Source organism: Micromonospora sp. SD19 (assembly GCF_054462275.1).
In genome coordinates this window covers 586,517-604,033 of the sequence record NZ_JBTLMN010000002.1, presented here as the reverse complement: position 1 = coordinate 604,033, position 17,517 = coordinate 586,517, and the positions used below count along the sequence as shown (strand labels likewise).

At 70.8% G+C, this 17,517-nt stretch carries 15 protein-coding genes; 8 read left to right on the top strand and 7 right to left on the bottom strand.

Annotated elements, in window-relative coordinates; all coding sequences use genetic code 11:
- The first annotated feature begins 29 nt into the window (after positions 1–29).
- Complete coding sequence (locus tag ACX27O_RS09930; protein WP_458939469.1) at positions 30–3,299, top strand: NACHT domain-containing protein; 3,270 nt, start codon at positions 30–32, stop codon at positions 3,297–3,299.
- Positions 3,300–3,363: 64 nt separating this feature from the next.
- Here ACX27O_RS09930 and ACX27O_RS09925 read toward each other — a convergent pair whose 3' ends face one another.
- Positions 3,364–4,188, bottom strand: a complete 825-nt coding sequence (locus ACX27O_RS09925; protein WP_309140755.1) for an alpha/beta fold hydrolase — start codon at positions 4,186–4,188, stop codon at positions 3,364–3,366.
- Positions 4,189–4,334: 146 nt separating this feature from the next.
- Positions 4,335–5,930: a beta-N-acetylhexosaminidase gene (locus tag ACX27O_RS09920; protein WP_458939318.1), complete on the bottom strand. Its 1,596-nt coding sequence runs from the start codon at positions 5,928–5,930 to the stop codon at positions 4,335–4,337.
- Between the two features lie 212 nt (positions 5,931–6,142).
- Here ACX27O_RS09920 and zwf point away from each other — a divergent pair, with 212 nt between their 5' ends.
- From zwf to ACX27O_RS09905, 3 genes are all read left to right on the top strand, one after another.
- Positions 6,143–7,522, top strand: coding sequence for a glucose-6-phosphate dehydrogenase (gene zwf, locus ACX27O_RS09915; RefSeq protein WP_210859141.1), 1,380 nt, complete (start codon positions 6,143–6,145; stop codon positions 7,520–7,522).
- 144 nt (positions 7,523–7,666) lie between these two features.
- Positions 7,667–9,097 (top strand): OFA family MFS transporter, encoded by a 1,431-nt coding sequence (locus ACX27O_RS09910; RefSeq protein WP_358126240.1) that lies wholly within the window; start codon positions 7,667–7,669, stop codon positions 9,095–9,097.
- The gene (locus tag ACX27O_RS09905; RefSeq protein ID WP_256443348.1) at positions 9,094–9,219 is read left to right on the top strand and encodes an MFS transporter small subunit; all 126 of its coding nucleotides are present in this window, start codon (positions 9,094–9,096) and stop codon (positions 9,217–9,219) included. Before ACX27O_RS09910 ends, ACX27O_RS09905 begins: the two co-directional genes overlap by 4 nt.
- 41 nt (positions 9,220–9,260) lie before the next feature.
- Here ACX27O_RS09905 and ACX27O_RS09900 read toward each other — a convergent pair whose 3' ends face one another.
- Positions 9,261–9,989: an SDR family NAD(P)-dependent oxidoreductase gene (locus tag ACX27O_RS09900; protein ID WP_458939317.1), complete on the bottom strand. Its 729-nt coding sequence runs from the start codon at positions 9,987–9,989 to the stop codon at positions 9,261–9,263.
- A gap of 224 nt (positions 9,990–10,213) precedes the next feature.
- Here ACX27O_RS09900 and ACX27O_RS09895 point away from each other — a divergent pair, with 224 nt between their 5' ends.
- Together ACX27O_RS09895 and ACX27O_RS09890 are read left to right on the top strand one after the other, a co-directional pair.
- Positions 10,214–10,675 (top strand): peroxiredoxin, encoded by a 462-nt coding sequence (locus ACX27O_RS09895; protein ID WP_030327675.1) that lies wholly within the window; start codon positions 10,214–10,216, stop codon positions 10,673–10,675.
- Between the two features lie 83 nt (positions 10,676–10,758).
- Positions 10,759–11,445 carry a hypothetical protein gene (locus ACX27O_RS09890; RefSeq protein WP_210858943.1) on the top strand — a complete coding sequence of 229 codons (687 nt, stop codon included), beginning with the start codon at positions 10,759–10,761 and terminating at the stop codon, positions 11,443–11,445.
- Positions 11,446–11,451: 6 nt separating this feature from the next.
- On the opposite strand, the gene ACX27O_RS09885 is transcribed toward ACX27O_RS09890, so the two are convergent.
- On the bottom strand, positions 11,452–11,904 hold the full coding sequence (locus tag ACX27O_RS09885) for a MarR family winged helix-turn-helix transcriptional regulator (RefSeq protein WP_210865831.1): 453 nt from the start codon (positions 11,902–11,904) through the stop codon (positions 11,452–11,454).
- Positions 11,905–12,001: 97 nt separating this feature from the next.
- Between ACX27O_RS09885 and ACX27O_RS09880 the strand changes: the two genes are divergently transcribed.
- The gene (locus tag ACX27O_RS09880) at positions 12,002–12,445 is read left to right on the top strand and encodes a hypothetical protein (protein ID WP_400446090.1); all 444 of its coding nucleotides are present in this window, start codon (positions 12,002–12,004) and stop codon (positions 12,443–12,445) included.
- A 171-nt stretch (positions 12,446–12,616) separates the two neighbouring features.
- Here ACX27O_RS09880 and ACX27O_RS09875 read toward each other — a convergent pair whose 3' ends face one another.
- The 3 genes from ACX27O_RS09875 to ACX27O_RS09865 all read right to left on the bottom strand — a co-directional run bounded on the left by ACX27O_RS09875 (position 12,617) and on the right by ACX27O_RS09865 (position 16,409).
- On the bottom strand, positions 12,617–13,810 hold the full coding sequence (locus ACX27O_RS09875) for a GNAT family N-acetyltransferase (RefSeq protein ID WP_458939316.1): 1,194 nt from the start codon (positions 13,808–13,810) through the stop codon (positions 12,617–12,619).
- Positions 13,811–13,979: 169 nt separating this feature from the next.
- A complete protein-coding gene (cydB, locus tag ACX27O_RS09870) occupies positions 13,980–14,978 on the bottom strand; it encodes a cytochrome d ubiquinol oxidase subunit II (protein ID WP_030327670.1) in 999 nt (332 codons plus the stop codon).
- 15 nt (positions 14,979–14,993) lie between these two features.
- Entirely contained in the window at positions 14,994–16,409 is a 1,416-nt protein-coding gene (locus ACX27O_RS09865; RefSeq protein ID WP_030327669.1) for a cytochrome ubiquinol oxidase subunit I, read from the bottom strand.
- A 174-nt stretch (positions 16,410–16,583) separates the two neighbouring features.
- On the opposite strand from ACX27O_RS09865, the gene ACX27O_RS09860 reads away from it, so the two are divergent.
- Complete coding sequence (locus tag ACX27O_RS09860; RefSeq protein ID WP_210858950.1) at positions 16,584–17,345, top strand: lysophospholipid acyltransferase family protein; 762 nt, start codon at positions 16,584–16,586, stop codon at positions 17,343–17,345.
- Positions 17,346–17,517: the final 172 nt, after the last annotated feature.

The window sequence follows — 17,517 nt, the reverse complement described above, 5'->3', positions numbered from 1 at the left end:
AGCAGACCAGGAGGAGACGCGGCGTGGGGATGGTCGAGACGGCGTTGCTGCGCCTGGCCGGCTCGGTGGTGACACCGGCAGTGAAACGGTGGCTGGGACGCCGCCGGGAACACCGGGAACGTGAGACGCCGCTCATCGAGCTGATCGGCTCCGGGATCACCGATGACCTCGGCCTGCGCCGGGCGGGCCGGCGGTTGGACGACATCGTCGACACCGTCTACGAACGCCTGCAGCCACTGGTTCGCCGCCGGGAGCCGGCGCTGCCCGACAACGAGATCGCCGCCGCCCTGAACGCGGTGGCCGACACGCTGCGCGACGCGGACCTGTCCGACGCCGCGGTGTTCGCCGACGACGTCGACCCCGCACTGATGGCCACCCGACTGCGCCGGCAACTGCCCGACGTTCCCGCGCGGGCGGGTCTGAGCGAGGCGGCAGCACACCTGTACGGACGGGTCCTCGACGAGTGCTGCACCTGCCTGACCCAGTTGGTGGTGCAACTCCCCCCGTTCCAGGGTCGCGCCACCGTGCAGACCCTGGAACGGCTGTCCGCGGTGGCCGACAGCCTGACCCAGGTCCTGGCCCGGCTGCCGGTGACCAGTCTGGACGCCCCGACCGGGACCAGTCATGACGCCCAGTTCCGGACCCGGTACCTGGCCCACCTGCTCACCGTGCTGGATCATCTGGAGCTGTTCGGCGTCGACGTGCACCGCTACCGGTTGCGTACCCCGTTGAGCATCGCGTACATCAGCCTGGCCGTCACCGGCGGCACCACCCGTGGCCTGCGCCGCAGTGGGTTCCGCTGGGGTCCCGGCCTGCTGCGCTCCGACGGCGGTGGTGGTGACAGCGCTTCGGTACGGGCCGAGCAGGCCCTTGGCGACGCGGCGCGGGTCCTGCTGCGTGGTGACGCCGGCTCCGGCAAGACCACTCTGATGCAGTGGATCGCGGTCACCGCGGCCCGGCACGGGTTCACCGGAGAACTCGACACCTGGAACGGGCGTACCCCGTTCCTGATCCGGCTGCGGGACCACGTCGCGCAGCCATTGCCTCCCCCGCAACGGTTCCTCGACCTGATCGCCGCCACGATCGCCGGGCTGATGCCTCCCGGCTGGGTGCACCGCCAACTCGGCACCGGGGCGATCCTGTTGGTCGACGGCGTCGACGAGGTGCCCGAGGGCCAACGGCGGACGGTCCGTGACTGGCTGCACGGCCTGCTGTCCGCCTACCCGGACCTGCGGGTCGTGGTCACCTCCCGGCCGGCTGCCGCGTCGGCCCGGTGGCTGAACACCGAAGGTTTCACCTCGGTGTTTCTGGAGCGGATGGGGCCGGCCGACGTCAAGGCGCTGATCCGGCACTGGCACGAGGCCGTCCGGCGCGCCGCCGACCTGCCCTGCGAACCCCATCTGCTGCCCGGCTACGAACAGCGGCTGCTCGCCCAGCTCGACGGCAGCGCCCACCTGCAGAACCTCGCCGGCAGCCCGCTGCTCTGCGCGATGCTGTGCGCGCTGAACCTGGACCGGGACAGCAACCTGCCCCGCAACCGGATGGACATCTACCAGGCTGCCATCGACATGCTGCTGCACCGCCGCGACTCCCAACGTGGAGTTCCCACCGCGCTGCCGGAACTGACCAGCCGCGACCAGGCGCAGCTGTTGCAGGAGGTCGCCTGGTGGATGACCCAGAACAGCCGCACCGAGCTCACCCGCGCCGAGGCGACGCAGCGCTTCGCGCATCGGTTGGCTGGGATCCGGCACATCACCGCCCCCGTCGCCGCCGTGCTCGAGCACATGATCCAACGCAGTGGGGTCCTGCGTGAGCCGGTGCCCGACCGCATCGACTTCGTCCATCGCACCTTTCAGGAATACCTGGCTGCCCGGGAGGCCGCCGACCAGGGGCACACCGGTGCCCTCCTTGAGCACGCCCATCTCGACACCTGGCGCGAAACCATCATTCTGGCCGCCGGTCACGCCAACGCGCCGGTCCGCAGGCAGCTCCTCGCCGGTCTGCTCGCGCTCGCCGACGAGCGACCGAAGCAGGCCCGAAGGTTGCGGCTGCTCGCCGCGGCGTGCCTGGAAACCGCGCCAGCGGTCGAGCCGGAAGTCCTTGGCCGGATCCGTTCCCACCTGCGTGAGCTGCTGCCCCGGTCCGTTGCCGAGGCCCGGTCCCTGGCGGCCGTGGGAGAACCGCTGCTCGCCGAGCTGCCGGCGGATCTCAGCACGTTGAGTGAGGCCCAGGCCGCCGCCACGGTCAGGGCTGTGGCGCTGGTCAACGGTCCCGATGCGCTCGCCACCCTCGCCCGCTACGGCACCGACCCGCGACCTCGCGTCCAGCAGCAGCTCATCACGGCGTGGGAGTACTTCGACCCCGCCGACTACGCCGACCGGGTCCTCGCTGACGCCCCTCTTGAGGGTGGCGAGGTGACGATCCGCAGCGCAGCCCTGCTCCCCGCGCTGCCCCGGCTGCGCCACCTCACCAAGACGGTCATCCGCAGCGACGAGAAGGTGGACCTGGCCCAGCTGTCTGCTGTGCCGCACCTGACCGAAGTTCACCTGACCGCGAGAGGGATCGTTGGCGACCTTGGGCAGCTAGCCAGGCACCTCGAGCTGGAGGTCATATGGTTGCGCGCCGATCAGCAACTGTTGAACCTCTCCTCGCTGCGAAAATTGCGCAAACTCGCCTACCTGTCCTTGTGGGGCCTCGCACCTCACCAGGACCTCACCGCCCTCACCTGTTTGAGGCAGCTGGAATGGCTCACTGTGAATGGCGTGGAGCTCAGCGCAGGTCATCTCGCTGAGCTCCACACGCTGAGATATCTGAATTTCAGTCCAGCCTCGCTGTGGGATCCGGCGATGCTCGATCCTCTGCAGAAGCTGACGCAGTTGGCGATCTACAGCGATGTGGGGCCTGTTGGTGGAGTTCGTGAGCTGGCGGTGAAACTCCGGCAGCTGAAAGTTGCGTATCTAGCGCTGAGCGCTTGCGCGTGGCTGTCTGACCTGGCCCCGCTGGCCGCAATCGACACCCTGACCGAGCTGGTGATTGACGGGACGCCCGTCACCGATCTGAGCCCCTTGGCCGGGCTGCCTCACCTGGGCTGGCTGAGCATCGGCAACAGCGAACACGTGTTCGACCTCGCTCCGCTCGTCGGTCTGCCAGCGCTCAAGAACCTCTGGATCGGGGACTCGGCGCCCGGACTCGATCTGACACCGCTACACGGAAAACGCCTGACCGTGCATCTCGCGCGACGCGTCACGCTCGCCGATACCGCGCCCCCGGACGGGGTGCGCATCAAACGCGTCGGTTGAGTGTTCCGAGGCTGAGCGAACCCCGTGGCCTCGTGGGCGGGGTCCGCTCCCCCACTGACGCGTCTCAGTCTCGGGTGCGGTGCAGCCAGTCCTGGGTGAGCGATCGCAGCAGGGCGGGTTGTTCGTACGGCAGGTAGTGCCCGGCTGTGTCGATCACGGTGTAGGTGCCGCGCGGGTAGTGGCGCATGGCGCGGAACTGGTCGGCGTAGCCGATGATGCGGTCCTGCCGGCCGGTGATCACGCTGACCGGGCCGTCGAAGACGACGTCGGCCTCCTCGTCGGGTAGCGCGTAGCCGGGCCCGGTCTGGAGTTTCTCTTGGAAGGCCGGGTCGCCGGGGCCGCCGGAGTTCAGTGCCGCCAGCACCGTCGCGACGACGGCCGGGGTGCGGTGGCCCAGTGCGGCGTCGAGGTGTTCGTGCAGGGCGGCGGGGGCGTCGTCGAGCCAGCCGGTGGGTGCGTCGAGTGGTGGGTCGGCGGGCAGGGTCCGGGTGTGGCGGGCGATGGTGACGCCGGGGCAGACGAGGAGCAGGCCGCGGACGAGGTCGGGTCGTTGGCGGGCGATGCCGGCGGCCAGGTACGCGCCGTAGGAGCTGCCGGCGAGCAGGGCTGGCGCGTCGAGGTGCTGGTCGAGCCAGGCGCAGACGGTGTCCAGCGTCGCCTGGGAGGTGGGTGGGCAGTGTGCGGGGGTGTCTCCGTGGCCGGGCAGGTCCAGGTAGATCTCGCGGAGGCCCGCGCCGGCGAGGGCGGGGCTGAGGGCGGCGGCCGTGGCGGCGCGGCTCATGCTGAACATCGGTAGGCACACCACCGCTGGTCCAGTGTCCGCTGATTGGTCGAACGCCAGGTTCATGGCGGGGTCCTTGCTGGAGTCGGCGGTGGTTGGCTGCTTCACCGTCTCATGGGCGGTGGCCGGCCCGCGCGCCGTCGAGGTCGAGGGGCCGGCTCTGGACCCCGGTGTTGGGCACCGTCTGTGGTCGCTGGTCGTTGGTGGGCACCGGCCGAAACGGCCGGTGCCCACCAACAGCGGCGCGGTACGGCTCAGCGCCAGGGCACCTGTGGGGACGGGTAGAAGTCGACCTGTTGCAGTCGCCAGCGGGGTGCCTGCTCCCCCAGCCGGGTTCGGAACGATTCCCAGTCGTGGCTGGCGGAGGTGGACCAGCCGAGTTCGGCGATCGCGGGTAGGCGGGGGAAGGCCATGTATTCGATGTCATCGAGGGTGCGCAGGGTTTCGGACCACAGGGGTGCCTCGACGCCGAGGATGGCGTTCTCGCCGACGCCGGTGACCCGGGTGGCGGGGTCCCAGCCGTACGCGTCGGACACCTCGATCAGGCCGGCCCAGCGGAGGCCGAGGCGGGTGTTGGCGTCGTACTTCATGTCCAGGTAGGCCTTGTTGGCCGGGGACATGATGATTTTGTTGCCGCGGGCGGCGGCCGCGGCGAGGCTGGCGTTGGTGGTGCCGGTGCCCCAGAACTGGGCGACAGCGTCGGTGGGCGGGTCGGCCTGGGTGATCTCGTTCCATCCGGAGGCGCGTTTGCCGTACTTGGCGACCAGGGGCAGGACCCGGTTCATGAAGGTGCGGTAGTCCTCGTCGGTGGTCGCGTGGGCTTCGTCGCCGCCAATGTGCAGGAACGGTCCGGGGGTGATGGCGGCGACCTCGCGGATGACGTCCTCGACGAATCGGTAGGTGAGTTCGTCGTTGATGCACAGGGAGCTGTAGCCGACCGCCATGTCGGTGCGCGGGGGCGGTGCGACGCCGTCGCAGTTGAGTTCGGGGTATGTCGACTGGGCGGCGTTGGTGTGCCCGGGCATGTCGATCTCGGGGATGATCGTGATGTGTCGCGCGGCGGCGTAGGCGACGACGGCCTGGTAGTCGGCCTTGGTGAGGTATCCGGGGCCGGCGCCGTCGACTCCGGTGCCGGGTCCGCCGCCGACGGTGGTGAGGCGGGGCCAGGAGTCGATCTGGATGCGCCAGCCCTGGTCGTCGGTCAGGTGCAGGTGCAGGTAGTTGATTTTGTACTGGCTGAGCAGGTCCACGTAGGCGGTGATGTCGTCCACTGTGTGGAAGTGCCGGGCGAGGTCGAGCATCGCACCCCGGTAGGCGAAGCGTGGGTAGTCGATGATTCGTCCGCCGGGGACTGTCCAGGTGATGCGCTGCCGGTCGGGTGCCTCGATCTGGGCGGGGAGCAGTTGGCGCAGTGTCTGGGTGCCGGCGAACAGGCCGGCGGGGGTGTTGGCGCGGATGGTGACGCCGCGGCGGGTGACGTCGAGTTGGTAGCCCTGCTGGCCGATGCGGTCGTCGGTGCCCTCGATGAGCAGGGCGATCTCGGGTAGCGGGGTGGAGCGTACGGGCAGGACGGGCAGGGGGTGGCCGGTGGCGGGGCGCAGGGTGGTGGCGAGTTGGTGGGCGATCTGCCGGGCGGCGGTGGAGCCGGGGGTGGTGCGGATGACGGTCAGCGGGGTGATCCGGAAGGCGTTGTGCGCGTCGGGTCGGGTTTCGACGGGTGCGGGGATAACGTCGCTGAGCTGCCGGGCTGGTGTGGTGGGTACCGCGGCGGGGGCGGGTGTGGCGGGCAGGGTGAGTGGGAGCGCGAGTGCGGCTATGGCCAGCAGCCGTGTGGTGTGTCGGCGACGCACGGTACCTCCAGGCCTCGTCATGATCGACCTTCGTCGATTAGAATCGCAGGCTACCGGCGCCCTGCCTGTACTGTAAACCTTCCTTAAGGTAAGGGCGTGTCGAGACAGCGTTGTCGCCGACCTCACGTGTGCCGCTCGCGGGGGAATTCCCGCGGCGGGTCGTGCCGTTGTCCGTTCGGAAGATCAGAAGCACATGATCGAATGGAAGTGCCATGCACATGCGCTCAGACGCGGTAGTGCTGTTCGGCGTCACGGGAGATCTCGTCTCGAAGAAGCTGTTCCCGGCGCTGTACGAGTTGACCCGGCGCGACCGCCTCGACGTCCCGGTGATCGGCGTGGCCCGCTCCCCCTGGGATGATCAGCAACTGGTCACCATGGCGCGCAAGTCGGTCACCGAGGCCAACGACGAGATCGACGACGAGACCTTCGACCGGCTCGCGGACAACCTCTCGATGATCTCCGGCAACTACGCCGACCCGGCGACGTACGAGCGGCTGGCGGAGCGGCTGCGCGACGCCGAGCGGCCGGTCTTCTACCTGGCGATCCCTCCGGCGGTGTTCGGCTCCGTCGTCGAGGGCCTGGCGGCCGTGGGTCTGGCCGACCGGGGCCGGGTGATCGTGGAGAAGCCGTTCGGGCGTGACCTGGAGTCCTCCCGCGAGCTGGATCGCACGCTGGGCGCGGCCTTCGCGCCGGAGCGGGTGTTCCGTATCGACCACTACCTCGGCAAGGAAGCCGTCGAGGGGCTCTACGCCTTCCGGTTCGCCAACCGGCTGTTCGAGCCGTTGTGGAACAACGAGCACATCGACAACATCCAGGTCACCCTCGCCGAGGGTTTCGGCACGCAGGGTCGGGCCGGCTTCTATGACACGGTGGGCGCGACCCGGGACGTGCTGCAGAACCACATCCTGCAGGTCGTCGCGCTCATCGCGATGGAGGCGCCGGCCAGCGAGGACACCGTGGCGTTCCGGGAGGCGGAGGCCGCGGTGCTGCGGCAGATCGCGCCGCTGTCGCCGCAGTCCACCGTCCGGGGGCAGTACGCCGGCTACCGCGACGAGCCGGGCGTGGCCCCGGATTCCAACACCGAGACGTTCGTGGCGACCCGGTTGACCGTCGACTCGCCCCGCTGGGCGGGTGTGCCGTTCTACCTGCGTACCGGCAAGTCCCTGCCGGGGACGGCGACGGAGGTCGTGGTCGAGTTCAAGCAGCCGCAGCGCTCGCTGATTCCGGCCGAGCGGGGCACGGCGACCGCGGCGAACCTGCTGCGCTTCCGGCTGGGGCGCGGTGACGGCATCACCATGTCGATCCAGGCGAAGAGCCCGGGCGCCGAGGTGGCGAGCCGACCGGTGGACCTGTCCGTCGACTTCGGCGCCGCTCTCGGTCGTCGCCAGGAGGCGTACGAGCGACTGCTCGACGACGCCATGGACGGGCAGCACCTGCGCTTCGCGCGGGCCGAGACGATCGAGCAGGAGTGGCGCATCGTCGAGCCGATCCTGGATCTGCCGACGCCCGTGCGGTCGTACGAGAAGGGCAGCTGGGGTCCGGCGGACGCCGACGCGCTGGCTGGCGGCTGGCATGTCCCGGACCTGCGCTAGCTGCCGACGCCGCGGCGCGCGGGTGGCTGACTGACCGCTCAGCTCAGCGGAGCGACCGTCCGGCGACGGTGAGGTTTGCCGCTCACGAGTGCGCTGGGCACGTTGGGGGCGACGTTTCTCGTCCTCACCGAGAGGAAGCAGCGCATGCTTTCCGCACTCGATCGTCGGCACACCGTCGCGCCGCCCGGCTACAGCCGCTGGCTCATCCCCCCGGCGGCGTTGGCCATCCACCTCTGCATCGGTCAGGTCTACGCCACCAGCGTCTACAAGAACTCCCTGATCGCCCACTTCGACACCAGCCAGACGGCGATCGGGGTGATCTTCAGCATCGCGATCGTGATGCTCGGGTTGTCCGCGGCCGTCGCCGGGACCTGGGTGGAGGCGAACGGGCCGCGCAAGGCCATGTTCGTCTCAGCCTGTTTCTGGGCGGCGGGTTTCCTGGTGGGTTCGCTGGGCATCGCCACGAAGCAACTGTGGTTGCTGTATCTGGGCTACGGGTTGCTCGGCGGCATCGGCCTGGGCATCGGCTACATCTCCCCCGTCTCCACCCTGATCAAGTGGTTCCCGGACCGGCCGGGCCTGGCCACCGGGCTGGCGATCATGGGGTTCGGTGGTGGGGCGATGGTCGCCTCTCCCCTGTCCCGGCAACTGCTGTCCTTCTACGACGCCGGCTACGACCCGGCCAACGCCGGGTCGACGGCCTCGGGCAGCGCCCTGGTGTGGCTGTTCGTGACGCTCGGCCTGGGCTACTTCGTGATCATGATGTTCGGGGTGGCGAACGTGCGGGTGCCGGCGCGGGACTGGCGTCCGGACGGTTTCGACCCGGCGAGCGTGGCGGCGAAGCCGCTGGTCACCACGGCGAACGTGTCGGCGGCCAACGCGGTGAAGACCCGCTCGTTCTGGCTGCTGTGGGTGGTGCTGTTCTGCAACGTGACAGCCGGCATCGGAATCCTGGAACAGGCCAGCCCGATGATCCAGGACTTCTTCCGCGACAACGGCACCTCGGCGGTGACCGTCGCGGCGGCCGGCGGGTTCGTGGGCCTGCTGTCGCTGTTCAACATGGCCGGCCGGTTCGTGTGGTCGTCCACCTCGGACGTCATCGGCCGCAAACCCATCTACCTGGTGTACCTGGGTGTCGGCATGGTGCTGTACGCGCTGCTGGCGCTCGTCGGGCAGACCTCGACGGCGCTGTTCGTGCTGTTGGCGTGCGTGATCCTGTCGTTCTACGGCGGTGGGTTCGCGACGGTGCCGGCGTACCTGCGTGACCTGTTCGGCACCTTCCAGGTCGGCGCGATCCACGGGCGGCTGCTGACCGCCTGGTCGGCGGCGGGCATCGCGGGTCCGCTGATCGTCAACGGGTTCCTCGACGCGCAGGGCGAGCCGGGCTCGCTGACGGCCGCGGCGTACCGGCCGGCGCTGTTCACGATGGTCGGGGTGCTGGCGGTGGGCTTTGCGGCGAACCTGCTGGTCCGGCCGGTGCCGCAGCGCTACCACGAACCACCGGCGGATCAGCGCGCCGACGAGACGGCGCACCGGGACGAGGACACGACGAGGCAGAGGAGTGGTACGCGATGAGTGAGGACAGCCGTCCCGGGCAGCAGGCCCGGTTGTGGATCTCCTGGTTGGTGGTGGCGGCGCTGCTCGGCTACGGGGTCGCGCAGACCGTCATCACCGCGGCGAAGCTGTTCACCCACTGAGGTGCGTGCGGGGTGCCGTGCGACGGCACCCCGCAGCGCGGTCAGAGGCCGCCGGAGACGCGCAGCACGGTCCCGGTGGCGTACGAGGCGTCCGGGCCGAGCAGCCAGGCGATGGCGGCGGCGATCTCGTCGGGTTCGCCGGCGCGGCCCAGTGGGATACGGCCGACGGCCGAGTCGGCGCGGTCGGGCACCCCGGAGTCGGCGTGGATGTCGGTGCGCACGATGCCGGGGGCGACGGCGTTGACCCGGATGCCCCTGGGCGCGAGTTCCTTGGCCAGGCCGACGGTGAGGGTGTCGGTGGCGGCCTTCACGGCGGCGTAGTGCACGTACTCCCCCGGGCTGCCGAGGGTCGCCGCCGCCGAAGAGACGTTGACGATCGCCCCACCGTCGCTGAGCCGCCGGGCGGCCTGCTGGGCGCAGAGGACGTAGCCGACGAGGTTGACGTCGACGACCCGGCGCAGGTCCTCGACGCGCAGCTCGGTGAAGGGCCCGATGAGGCTGGTGACGCCGGCGTTGTTGACCAGGCCGGTGAGCGGGCCCAGCTCGGCGGCCGCGTCGAACAGGGCGCGTACCTGCTCGGGGTCGGTGGTGTCGGCCCGTACCGCGATGGCCTGTGCGCCGGCGGCCCGCAGGTCGGCCAGGACGGCGTCGGCGGCGTTGTGGTCGCGGCGGTAGCACAGGGCGATGTGGTGACCGGCGTGGGCGAGACGGCGGGCGGTGGCCGCGCCGATGCCCCGGCCGCCGCCGGTGATGACGGTGACGGATGCCACGGTGCCTCCAGGGCTGTCGGTGGGATGGGCCGACGCTACCGTGACCAGCCCGGGTCAGTCGTCGAGAGGAGAGTCACACGCAGCGGGCGCCGGTCTCCGCGCCGACGTCGGCGGCGCCGGCCGGGCGGGCCCAGGCCGACGAGATGGCGGCGCTCTGGGGGTGATCGCTTACGCTCACCGCGCGGTCGATCGGGCAGCGGTCGATCCGACGATGGAGGTGCGCGGTGGCGGGTGTGGGTGTCGGCGACGTGGTGCAGGATTTCGAGCTGCCGGATGAGACGGGCACGCCGCGGCGACTGTCGGAGTTCCTGGCGACCGGGCCGGTGGTGCTGTTCTTCTACCCGGGCGCGATGACCCGCGGGTGCACTGCGGAGAGCTGCCACTTCCGCGACCTCGCGGCGGAGTTCACGGCGGTGGGCGCGTCGCGGGTGGGCATCAGCCGGGACCCGGTGGCGAAGCAGGCCGAGTTCTCGACGCTGCACGGGTTCGACTATCCGCTGCTCTCGGATGCGGACGGGACGGTGGCGCAGCAGTTCGGTGTGAAGCGGCGGCTGCCGTTGGGGGCGTTGAGCACGAAGCGGATGACGTTCGTGATCGGCACCGACCGGCGGGTCATCGAGGTGATCCACAGTGAGGTGAGCATGAACGACCACGCGGACCGGGCGCTGCGGGCGCTGGGCGGCTGAGCGGGCGTGAGCCCCGTGCGGCGGGTGTCGCAGCCGGCTGATATCAAGACAGCAATCAAACAGGTGTACGGAAGAGGGTTGTGATGGATGCCGGCCAGGGTTTGTCCACTAGCGAGGTGCAGAGCATCCGGGAGGCGTTGGCGGCCGGGCGTAAGCCACGGGTGGTGTTCACCGCGGCGGCGGGGCAGATCGCCGGTCAGGTCGGCCAGGTGATCGAGCTGACCGACCCGGAGGTGTCCGACGAGTTCGTGGTGGTGCGCTTCGGCCGCGACGAGTTGCCGTTCTCCCCCGCCGACCTGGCCGTGGCGCCCAAGGGGGCCGGCCGTCGGGTGGTGGAGCCGAAGCCGGAGCCCGAGCCGGAGACGCCGCCCGCGGTGGCCGCGCCGGAGTTCGTGTTGGACACGCCGCGGGTGCCCGCGCAGCGACAGGAGGAGCCGAAGGTGGAGCAGACGGAGAAGCCGCCGGCGCGGCGGGCGGTCAAGGCCGTCAAGCCGAAGGGCCCCGCGGGTCTCACCGTGACCCTGGCGTACGCCGACGGTGAGTGGACCGTCGCGGCGCAGCAGGGCAGCAAGGCCCTGGCGAAGCCGTACGTGGTGAAGCCGGCCGAGGCGTTGAAGATGGTGGCCCTGGTCGACGTGCCGGGGGTGCAGGAGGCGGTGGAGCAGATCCTCGGCACCGAGCGGGCCGAGGCGGAGCAGCAGGCCGAGAAGCTGCGCGCCGAGTTGGCCGAGATCGAGGCCCGGCTGGCGGAGCTGCGCGAGGCCCGCTGAGGCGGGTCAGTGCCGGCTGTGGTGCCGCAGCAGCCGGGTGAGCAGTCGGGTCAGCTGTTCGCGCTCGTGGGTGGACAGTGGGGCGAGCAGGTCGGCCTGCACGCGCTCGACTGTCGCGCCCATCCGGCGCGCCTCGTCGGCGCCGGCGTCGGTGACGCTGATGACGTTGCGGCGGCGATCGGCCGGGTCGGGGGCGCGCACCACGAGCCCTCGGCCGGCCAGGTCGTTGATGGTGGCCACCACGTCGCTGCGGTCGATGCCGCAGCGCCGGCCGAGGTCGGCCTGGCTCGCGGGCCCGTCCTCGGTCAGGGTGGCGAGCAGCCGGTAGTGGTAGCCGCGCAGGTCGTGCGCGGCGAAGCCCTCGCTGAGCAGCCGGGCGGCGTGGCTGGCGGTCTGGTTGAGCAGCCAGCTCGGGGTGGTGCTGAGCCCGGCGGGTGACTGCGGGGCCGCGTGATCCATGGGGCGCAGCCTACCAGGAATCGTTGGCGCGACCCACGATCGAGTGTTACGTTGGCTGCACCAACGTTGGCGTGGCCAACGTATTGAAGGAGGCGTCATGTCCACCGTCCCCACCCTCAACGGCCAGGTCATCGGCCAGGCCCACTACGCCACCCGCGCGCTGCTCGAACGGACCGTCGCTCCCCTCGGCGTCGAGTTCCACCAGCTGCTCGTCCTCAACGTCCTCGCCAACGGCCCGGTCGAGCAGGCCCAGCTCACCCAACGGATCACCAGCACCCTCAAGGTCGACGAGCGGGAGGTGCGGCGGGTGCTCACCACCCTCGTCGACGCGGACCTCGCCCAGAGCGACCCGGACGACGCGACCCGGCTACGGCTCACCGACGCCGGTCGCGCCGTGCAGGCCCGCATCGCCGACGCCGTCGCGGGCATCAGCGCCCGCCTGTACGCGGACATCGCACCCGCCGACGCCAGCGCCGCCGCCCAGGTGCTCACAGTGGTCACCCAGCGCGCGAACGCCGAACTGGCAGCGATCCCGACCTGACCGGGAACGAGTCCACCACCGTCGACCAGTGGGTAGCGCAGCGACCAGGGGGCGTGCCGGTTCCGGTGACCGGCCCCCGCGCGGGGGCCGGCGCGTCAGCGTGAAACGCCGGCCAGCGACCCGCGCGTCAGCGTGACGCCGGCCAGCGACCCGCCTGCCGGGCCCGGTCGGTCAGAAGTAGTCGAGTAGCTGCGCCGGGCCGCCCGCCCCCAGCAGGTCCAGGGCGGCCGGGTCGGCGTCACCGGCGCTGTGCAGCAGCCCGGCCTGCGCCACCGACCGGGCGTGCGCCGCCCCGGCGTACAACAGCGCGAAACCGCGCACGTCCAAGCGCAGGTCCGCCTCGGTGTCGACGCGGGTCAGCTCGGCGGCGCCGTCGGCGACAGCCAATCGCCAGGTGCCGGTGTTCCACTCGGCGAGCGGGTCGATGAGGTGGAAGTCGACAACGCCCCGGGCGTGAACGGGCCACCCCCGCGCGCCCACCGCGCGGGCCACCTCCACCGGTCGGTGCATCCACAGATCCCGCTCGTGCTCGCGGGCCGACTCCAGCGGCAGCTGAACGCTGACCGCGTCCCCGTCGAGCGGGCACAGCCGCACCGTCGGCGCGACGCTGGCCCAACTGCCGAGGACCCCGACGAGTTCCCGGGCCGCCTCGGCGGTGGTGGCCAGCGCCTCGTCGACGGTGAGCACCGAGTCGGCCCCGTAGCCCCGGCCCCGCTGCCAGGTGGCGTAACCGACCAGCTCGCCGTCGGCCTCGACGAGGGTCAGCCCGTCGCCGGGCAGGCCCCCGTCGGCGGCGAAGAAGTCGTACAGCGTCCCCCGGCGCGTGAGCATGCCGTTGCGGTGTCGGGCGACCTGCTCGTAGAGGTCGGCGACGGCGGCCAGGTCGGCGGGTGTACCGGCCCGCACGCTCAGGTGCGCGGCGGGCCGGTGCCGGGGCAGCGCGGCGGTGGCCAGGTTGAGCGTGCGCAGCACCCCGGCTGCCTCCCACCCGCAGGCCCGGTACGGGGCGGCCACGGTCGGGTACAGGGCGCTGACCGCAGCTCCCCGCTCGCGGGCGCCGCGCAGCAGAGTGGTGAGCAGCGCTCGGGCCACACCCCGGCCCCGGGCCTCGGGCGCGACCGCCACCCCGGCCACGTCGGCCGCCGGCACCGCCCGGCCCGACCACCACTGGTCGTGGTGCAGGTCGACGGCCTTACCGACGAGCCGACCGGCGTCGTCGAACGCGCCGTAGCGGGTCAGGCCGGGCACGTCGACGCTCGTGCTGGCGGGGCGCTGCGGGTCGGAGCCGAACGCGAACCGACCCAACTCCCAGGCGGCGTCGAGGTCATCGGTGGTGAGTTCACGTACGTGCACAGTCGCGGGCATCGGGACAACCTAACCGGACGGCTCCGCAGCCACCGCTGATTTACCGCCGCCATGATCACCCCGGCCCGCGATCTTGCACTTCCTGTCCCGGCAAAGGGGCCATGTCCCGCATATCGTCCACCGAAAGTGCAAGATCGGCGCGGGCCCGTGCGCGGGCCCGCCGGACCAGTCAGTGCTGCGGGATGTTGGCCACGCCGATGCGCTTGCGGAACACCCAGTACGTCCAGCCCTGGTAGGCCAGCACGACCGGGGTGAAGATCACCGCCACCCAGGTCATGATCTTCAGGGTGTACGGGGTGGACGCGGCGTTGGTGGCCGTCAGCGTGCCGGCCGCGTCCAGGGTGGAGGGCAGCACGTTCGGGAACAACGCCGCGAACAGGGTCGCCACGGCCAGGCCGATCGCCACGGCGGTGCCGGTGAACGCCCAACCCTCACGGCGTACCTTGGCGGCGGCCAAACCACCGAGCAGGGCGAGGGCCGCGCCGACGGCGAGCACGACGGCGGCCGCGCTGGAGCGGATGGTCAACGTCCAGGTGAGGAAGCCGACCGCGAGCACGGCGGCGCCGACGCCCAGGCGCACGGCGAGCGCGCCGGCGCGCTCGCGGATGTCGCCGGTGGTCTTCAGGGCGAGGAACACCGCGCCGTGGGTGAGGAACAACGCGAGGGTGGTCGCGCCGCCCAGCAGGGCGTACGGGTTGAGCAGGTCCAGCAGGCCGCCGACGTACTCGTGGTCGGCGTCCAGTGGCACACCGCGCAGGATGTTGGCGAAGGCGACGCCCCACAGGATCGCCGGCAACAGTGACCCGACGACGATCGCGGTGTCCCAGCGGCGCTTCCAGGACGCCTCGGGGCGCTTGTGCCGGTACTCGAAGGCGACGCCCCGGGCGATCAGGGCCAGCAGGATCAGCAGCAGCGGCAGGTAGAAGCCGGAGAAGAGGGTGGCGTACCACTCGGGGAACGCGGCGAACATGGCGCCACCGGCGGTGATCAGCCAGACCTCGTTGCCGTCCCAGACCGGGCCGATGGTGTTGATCAGGACGCGGCGTTCCCGGTCGTCGCGGCCGAGCACGGGCAGCAGCATGCCGACGCCGAAGTCGAAGCCCTCCAGGATGAAGTACCCGGTGAAGAGGACGGCGATGAGGAGAAACCAGATGGTGGTGAGGTCCACGGCGGGCTCCGGTGATCAGTAGGCGAAGGCGAGCGGGCGCTCGGCGTCGTCGTGGGTGTCGTCGATGGGGTGCTCTTCGCTGACGTCGGGCACACCCGCCTTGGCGTAGCGCAGCAGCAGCTTGACCTCGATCACCGCGAGGGTGGCGTAGATCAGCGTGAACGCGGTGAACGAGGTGAGCACCTCGGTCAGCGAGACGCTGCGGGAGACGCCGTTGCGGGTGAGCATCTCGCCGAAGACGATCCACGGCTGGCGGCCCATCTCGGTGAAGATCCAGCCGAAGGAGTTGGCCAGCAACGGCAGCACCGGCATGGCCAGCCCGGCGCGCAGCAGCCACTTGCTGCTCGGGGTGCGGCCCTTGCGCTGGCTCCAGAGGACCAGCAGGGCGATCGCGCCGGCCGCCATCCCGAAGGCGATCATGAAGCGGAAGCTCCAGTAGGTGACCGGGATGATCGGGGTGTAGCTGCCCGCGCCGTACTGCGTGGCGTACTGGGCCTGCAGGTCGTTGATGCCGTGCACGGTGCCGTTGGGGTCGCCGGTGCCCAGGTACGACAGCAGGTACGGGATCTTGAGGGCGAACACCTCACGGCTGCCGTCGAGGCTGCCGATGGTGAGCACGGAGAACGAGGCGGGGCTCTCGGTGGTGTAGAGGCCCTCGGCGGCGGCCATCTTCATCGGCTGCACATCCGTCATGATCTTGCCCTGGATGTCGCCGGTGAACAGCACGGCGGCGGAGGCGACCAGGACCACCCAGGAGCCGAACTTGGTGGCGAAGCGGTACGCGCCGGTGTCGGCCGAGTCGCGGTTGCGGATCACGTGGTAAAGGCCGACCGCGACGACCAGCGACCCGGCGACCAGGAACGAGCCGGCCAGGGTGTGCGGGAAGGTGATCAGGGCGACCTTGTTGGTCAGCACGGCCACGAAGTCGGTCAGCTCGGCGCGCCCGCTGTCGGGGTTGATCCGGTAGCCGACCGGGTTCTGCATGAACGAGTTCGCCGCGAGGATGAAGTACGCCGACAGGTTGGTGCCGATCGCGGCGGCCCAGATGCTGGCCAGGTGGGCCCGCTTGGGCAGCCGGTCCCACCCGAAGATCCACAGGCCGATGAAGGTGGATTCGAGGAAGAACGCGACGAGCGCCTCGATGGCCAGCGGTGCGCCGAAGATGTCGCCGACGAAGCGGGAGTAGTCGCTCCAGTTCATGCCGAACTGGAACTCCTGCACGATGCCGGTGACCACGCCCATGGCAAAGTTGATCAGGAACAGCTTGCCGTAGAACTTGGTGAGCTTGAGGTAGCGCTCGTTGCCGGTGCGGTGCCACATCGTCTGCAGGATGGCCACCAGCACGGACAGGCCGATGGTCAGTGGCACGAAGAGAAAGTGGTAGACGGTGGTGACACCGAACTGCCAGCGGGCAACGTCCAACGCGTCCACCTGAAAACCCCCAGCCATCCGTACTACGAGACGTAGTAAATACTACTGCTCGTCGTAGAGAAAAGAGCAGGGCCAGGCGGCCCGAAACGGCCCGGGACCAATGACCCTGATCACCCGGGCAACCCGCCGACCCGCCCTCGCGGCCCGGCCACCACGTGCGACGATGTCGCGCTGATGAACACCTCCACCTGGCAGCCGCCGCTGACCTGGCGCGCCGCCCTGCTGCTGGCCCGGGGCCTGGTCGGCCTGCTCGCCCGCCTCGAGGTCACCGGCGACGTCCCGGCGCACCTGCGTCGCGGCCCGCTGGTGCTGGCCGCCAACCACATCAGCCCGTTCGACCCGTTGGTCATGGCCGCCGCCTGCCAGACCCGCGGCATCGCCCCGCGGATCATGGCGACCGCCGGACTGTTCCGCGTCCCGCTCTTCGGCGCCGCCATGCGCCACGCCGGGCATATCCGGGTCGACCGGGGCACCAGCGCCGTGCACCGGGCCCTCGACGACGCCGCCACGGCCGTGGCCCGCGGCTCGGTGATCCTCATCTACCCCGAAGGGCGCATCGGCCTGGACCCGGGCCTGTGGCCCGAACGCGGCAAGACCGGCGCCGCCCGACTCGCCCTGGCCTGCGGCGCCCCCGTCATCCCGGTCGCCCAATGGGGCTCGCACGAGGTGCTGCCCTACCAGGCGCCCCGGGGGATGCTGCGGGGCATCGCCCGCTCCCTGCGCCGTCGACCGGTGATCAGGGTGCACTTCGGCACCCCCGTCGACCTGGGCGAGACAACGGCAACCAACCCCGGCGCGGCCCGCCGGGCCACCGACCGGATCATCGACGCGCTCACCGACACCCTCGCCCCGCTGCGCCCCGACGAGCCGGACCTGCCCCGCCACGTGGACCCGGGCCGCCCCGTCGACCCCAGTCGCGCCCACCGCCGCCGCTGACCCGGTCGGCCTGCTGCCGCGATCTTGCTCGGCCTCCTGCCGCGATCTTGCACTTACTGTCCCCGCATAAGGGGCATTCAACGTGTTTCGGCAGCAGGAACTACAAGATCGCCTACCACCTGCGTCGGCGCGGTGCCTGCCGACACTGCGGTCAAGGCCCCCGACCCGGCCC